Annotated in this window: 6 protein-coding genes; 2 read left to right on the top strand and 4 right to left on the bottom strand. The window is 58.2% G+C overall.

Translation table 11 applies throughout. From position 1 onward, the window contains the following. The 4 genes from IB248_RS30685 to rpsL form a co-directional block, all read right to left on the bottom strand. The coding region (locus IB248_RS30685; RefSeq protein WP_003578655.1) for a GTP-binding protein at positions 1-124 on the bottom strand (124 nt) is incomplete at its 3' end. 69 nt (positions 125-193) lie between these two features. Continuing rightward, on the bottom strand, positions 194-2,293 hold the full coding sequence (fusA, locus tag IB248_RS30680) for an elongation factor G (protein ID WP_018860447.1): 2,100 nt from the start codon (positions 2,291-2,293) through the stop codon (positions 194-196). A 29-nt stretch (positions 2,294-2,322) separates the two neighbouring features. Then, entirely contained in the window at positions 2,323-2,793 is a 471-nt protein-coding gene (gene rpsG / locus IB248_RS30675; protein ID WP_018860448.1) for a 30S ribosomal protein S7, read from the bottom strand. A 77-nt stretch (positions 2,794-2,870) separates the two neighbouring features. Continuing rightward, positions 2,871-3,242 (bottom strand): 30S ribosomal protein S12, encoded by a 372-nt coding sequence (rpsL, locus tag IB248_RS30670; protein ID WP_003547537.1) that lies wholly within the window; start codon positions 3,240-3,242, stop codon positions 2,871-2,873. A 485-nt stretch (positions 3,243-3,727) separates the two neighbouring features. On the opposite strand from rpsL, the gene IB248_RS30665 reads away from it, so the two are divergent. Both IB248_RS30665 and IB248_RS30660 read left to right on the top strand, forming a co-directional pair. After that, complete coding sequence (locus tag IB248_RS30665) at positions 3,728-4,021, top strand: hypothetical protein (RefSeq protein WP_025662697.1); 294 nt, start codon at positions 3,728-3,730, stop codon at positions 4,019-4,021. A 7-nt stretch (positions 4,022-4,028) separates the two neighbouring features. Beyond that, entirely contained in the window at positions 4,029-4,457 is a 429-nt protein-coding gene (locus tag IB248_RS30660; RefSeq protein ID WP_192242225.1) for an NUDIX domain-containing protein, read from the top strand. Positions 4,458-4,672 lie beyond the last annotated feature (215 nt).

Here is a 4,672-nt window from a genome sequence, read left to right as displayed (position 1 = left end):
ACGCCTTGAACTCGCCGAAGTACTTCGTGATCGCTGCCGTCAGAGACGTCTTGCCGTGGTCAACGTGGCCGATCGTGCCGATGTTAACGTGCGGCTTGTTGCGCTCAAACTTACTCTTTGCCATTTGGGCTCTCCACTCTTTTAAGGTCCCGTGAGGGATCTAATTCTTGTTATCGGTCAATTGGTATTCCGGTCACTTCTGACCGGAATACTTTGCCTGGATTTCCGTTGCGACGTTCGACGGGACCGGCGCGTAGTGATCGAAGGTCATCGTGTACTGAGCACGGCCCTGTGACATGGAGCGCAGGTTATCGACGTACTTGAACATGTTCGCCAGCGGAACGTTGGCGGCGATGACGACGGCGATACCACGGCTTTCCTGGCCCTGGATCTGACCACGGCGGGAGTTCAGGTCACCGATAACGTCACCGACGTAATCTTCCGGCGTGACGACTTCGACCTTCATCATCGGCTCGAGGAGCTGAGCGCCGGCCTTCTTGGCTGCTTCACGGAAGCAAGCACGCGAAGCGATTTCGAACGCCAGAACCGACGAGTCGACGTCGTGGAAGGCACCGTCGATGAGCGTCGCCTTGACGCCGAGCATCGGGAAGCCAGCCAGCGGACCGGAAGACAGAACGCTTTCGATACCTTTCTGAACGCCCGGAATGTATTCCTTCGGAACTGCACCACCGACGATCTTGGACTCGAACTTGAAGTCTTCGCCATCCGGGTTCGGTTCGAAGACGATCTTGACGCGCGCGAACTGACCGGTACCACCGGACTGCTTCTTGTGCGTGTAGTCTTCTTCGTGCTGGCGCGTGATGGTTTCGCGGTAGGCAACCTGCGGAGCACCGACGTTTGCTTCAACCTTGAATTCGCGACGCATGCGGTCGACGATGATGTCGAGGTGAAGTTCGCCCATGCCGGCGATGATCGTCTGGCCGGATTCCTGGTCGGTCTTGACGCGGAAGGACGGGTCTTCAGCAGCCAGGCGGTTGAGCGCGAGGCCCATCTTTTCCTGGTCGCCCTTGGACTTCGGCTCGATCGCGATCTGGATGACCGGCTCGGGGAATTCCATGCGCTCGAGAATAACAGGCTTCAGCGGATCGCAGAGCGTGTCACCCGTAGTGGTTTCCTTGAGACCAGCGAGAGCAACGATATCACCTGCGAAGGCTTCTTCGATGTCTTCACGCGAGTTCGAGTGCATCTGCAGCATACGGCCGACGCGCTCGCGCTTGTCCTTGACCGTGTTCAGAACCGACGAACCCTTTTCGAGCTTGCCGGAATAGATGCGTGCGAAGGTCAGCGAACCGACGAACGGGTCGTTCATGATCTTGAATGCGAGCATCGAAAGCGGCTCGGAGTCGTCAGCGTGACGCTCGATTTCGGCTTCCGTCTTGAAGTCGATGCCCTTGATCGCCGGAATATCGAGCGGCGACGGCAGGTAATCGACAACGGCGTCGAGCAGCGGCTGAACGCCCTTGTTCTTGAAGGCGGTGCCGCAGAACATCGGGTGGAACTTGACGTCGATCGTGCCGCGACGGACGAGCGCGCGGATCTGATCGTTGTCGGGCATGGTGCCTTCGAGGTAGGCTTCCATCGCGGCTTCGTCGATCTCGACAACGGTCTCGATCAGCTTTTCGCGATATTCTTCAGCCTTGACCTTCATGTCTTCCGGGATTTCGACGACATCCCACTGGGCGCCGAGCGATTCATCGCGCCAGACGAGAGCGTTCATCTCGATCAGGTCGACAACGCCCTTGAAGTCGCTTTCTGCGCCGATCGGCAGCTGCATGACGACAGCCGTTGCGCCGAGACGGGTCTTGATCATCTCGACGGAGCGGTAGAAGTCCGCACCGGTCTTGTCCATCTTGTTGCAGAAGATCATGCGCGGAACATTGTACTTCTCTGCCTGGCGCCAGACGGTTTCCGTCTGCGGCTCAACACCGGCGTTGGCGTCGAGAAGAGCAATCGCACCGTCGAGAACGCGCAGCGAACGCTCGACTTCGATGGTGAAGTCGACGTGGCCGGGGGTGTCGATGATGTTGAAGCGGCGCATCTTGCCGTCACGGCCCTTCCAGAAGGTCGTGGTGGCAGCGGAGGTGATCGTGATACCACGCTCCTGCTCCTGCTCCATCCAGTCCATCGTGGCCGCGCCATCGTGCACTTCGCCGATCTTGTGCGACTTGCCGGTGTAGTAAAGGATACGCTCAGTCGTCGTCGTCTTGCCGGCGTCGATGTGCGCCATGATACCGAAATTTCGGTAGTCTTCAATTTTATATTCGCGAGCCATTGTGGACTGCCTTTCGAACCCGTTCGGGATTACCAGCGATAATGCGAGAACGCACGGTTGGCGTCAGCCATCTTGTGCGTGTCTTCGCGCTTCTTGACCGCGGAACCACGGTTGTTGGATGCATCGAGAAGCTCGCCCGACAGTCGGTCGATCATGGTCGTTTCGTTGCGCTTGCGCGCGGCAGCGATCAGCCAGCGGATGGCCAGGGCCTGACGGCGCTCCGGACGAACATCAACCGGAACCTGGTAGGTTGCACCACCAACACGGCGCGAACGGACTTCAACGTGCGGAGCAACGTTGTCCAGAGCCTGATGGAACACGCCGAGCGGCTCCTGCTTGGACTTGCCCTGTACGGAGTCAAATGCGCCGTAGACAATGCTTTCAGCGACGGACTTCTTGCCGTCAAGCATGATTGCATTCATGAACTTGGTAACAACCAGATCGCCGAACTTCGGGTCCGGGTTGATCTCGCGCTTTTCTGCTCTGTGACGTCTGGACATACTTCTCGTCTCTTCAATTGTTAAAGGCGCTCTACCACGCGGAGGACCTCGCGCAGCGCCGGGATTTCAAAGCCGAATTACTTCGGACGCTTCGCACCGTACTTCGAACGGCGCTGCTTGCGGTTCTTGACACCCTGGGTATCGAGAACGCCGCGGATGATGTGGTAACGAACACCCGGAAGGTCCTTAACACGGCCGCCGCGGATCATGACGACAGAGTGTTCCTGAAGGTTGTGGCCTTCACCGGGGATGTAACCAATGACTTCGAAGCCGTTGGTCAGGCGGATCTTTGCGACCTTACGCAGAGCCGAGTTCGGCTTCTTCGGCGTCGTCGTGTAGACGCGGGTGCAAACGCCGCGCTTCTGCGGGTTCTCCTGCAGGGCAGGAACCTTATTACGCTTTACGTTCGCCTGACGCGGCTTGCGGATAAGCTGGTTTACGGTAGGCATTCAACCATCCCTTACGTTTATATCTCAATCCCTTGCGGGCGTAACTCGCGCCGTCTCCGGCAAGATCACACGCTTGTCTCAATGCGCAAAACATGGCCCGATCCGCTTTCGCAGATGGACCACTGAGAGCAGAGGACGCAAAAGACATGCGTCATGCGTGCAGGCATCATATCTTCAACGTGCGTTTCGAACCTTGTTTGAGGTGATCTCCGGGGCGCGTCGCCCCGAATGGCCATGCCTCACATGGGTCCGGATGGCGCGGGTACTACTGGTTTCCCGTCGTCTCGTCAAGGCCGTTAAGAAATAAACTTAGGCCAAACGCCTTGAAACCCGGCCACTACGCGCTCTTTTGGAGCTTCTAGGCGCATTCGCTGCTGCACAGCAAGATAAACTTGAGCATTGCAGTAAAAAGCGGCTATGGAATCACCGATTGCAGACGCTAAACGCATGAAATCAGATTCAAATCTCGAATCGAAGGACATCCGATGATCACCGCCCCCGACAACGACAACATTTCCGAAGGCCCGATGGTCTTCATCATCATCGGCAAGGGCTATGAGTCCGACAACAGCGAGGGCGTCGATCTCCATATCATGCTCAAGGCCGCCGACGACGACAGCGCCGTGCGCGAGGCTCTGAATGCGCTTGCGGAAGAAGGTTTCATCGAGGCCGACCTCGACCAGATCGGCATGCTGACCGAAGTGCCGTCCGAGGAGCCTCACGCCTCCGCCTATCAGGGCGCCGTCGACGGCGAAGTCGCGATCATCCGCTTCAGCTGAGGCAACGATGAAGCCGGATGCGCTCAAGGTGCTGATCTATGCAACCTGGCGCGACCGGCTGCTGGTTTTCGATGAGCCGGACTTTCCGGAGATCGAGCTTCAGGTTCCGGGCGGCACGGTAGAAGCTGGCGAAGATATCGCCGCGGCAGCCCTTCGAGAGTTTTCGGAAGAAACGGGAATCCTGTCTAAGACTCCCCTCGCCCCGCTGGTTGTCAATGACTACCGTTTCTACAAGGATGGCAGCGACGTCTGCCACCGGCGACATTACTTCCACATTCCGCTTGAAGGTGAGCAGCCCTCCACCTGGCTGCATCGCGAAATGACGCCGTTCAGCGGCGGGGGTCCAATCCTGTTCCGTTTCTTCTGGCTCAGCTTCGACGATGCCCACGTTCGGCTGGGCTACGGTATGGAGCAAGGCCTACCGCTGCTGAGCTGAGCCCTTGCAAAATCGAACTCAATCGGCATAGGGGGCGATCGATGTGATCGCACCCCTGCCACACCACCCGGCATGTGGGTCCGCACCGGGCGGTTCGAGAGATTGAGGTTAGACGAGCCTGGGCATTCCAAGTTGGTCAGCCCATCTAATGGTGAGGGTGGCGTTAAGGAGCTTGCCGCTGTTGCGCCACCAGCGACCGGCATTTGCTGCCACTT

Origin of the sequence: Rhizobium sp. RHZ01 (genome assembly GCF_014851595.1) — a bacterium.
GTDB classification, from domain to species: domain Bacteria; phylum Pseudomonadota; class Alphaproteobacteria; order Rhizobiales; family Rhizobiaceae; genus Rhizobium; species Rhizobium altiplani.
The sequence above is the reverse complement of the archived record's forward strand: the minus strand, read 5'-3'. Positions and strand labels throughout refer to the sequence as shown.

Bases quoted from the DNA above. Each gene is read 5' to 3' on its own strand.
- IB248_RS30665 (WP_025662697.1), top strand. From the start codon at position 3,728: ATGATCACCGCCCCCGACAACGACAACATTTCCGAAGGCCCGATGGTC.
- rpsG (WP_018860448.1), bottom strand. From the start codon at position 2,793: ATGTCCAGACGTCACAGAGCAGAAAAGCGCGAGATCAACCCGGACCCG.
- IB248_RS30660 (WP_192242225.1), top strand. From the start codon at position 4,029: ATGAAGCCGGATGCGCTCAAGGTGCTGATCTATGCAACCTGGCGCGAC.
- fusA (WP_018860447.1), bottom strand. From the start codon at position 2,293: ATGGCTCGCGAATATAAAATTGAAGACTACCGAAATTTCGGTATCATG.
- rpsL (WP_003547537.1), bottom strand. From the start codon at position 3,242: ATGCCTACCGTAAACCAGCTTATCCGCAAGCCGCGTCAGGCGAACGTA.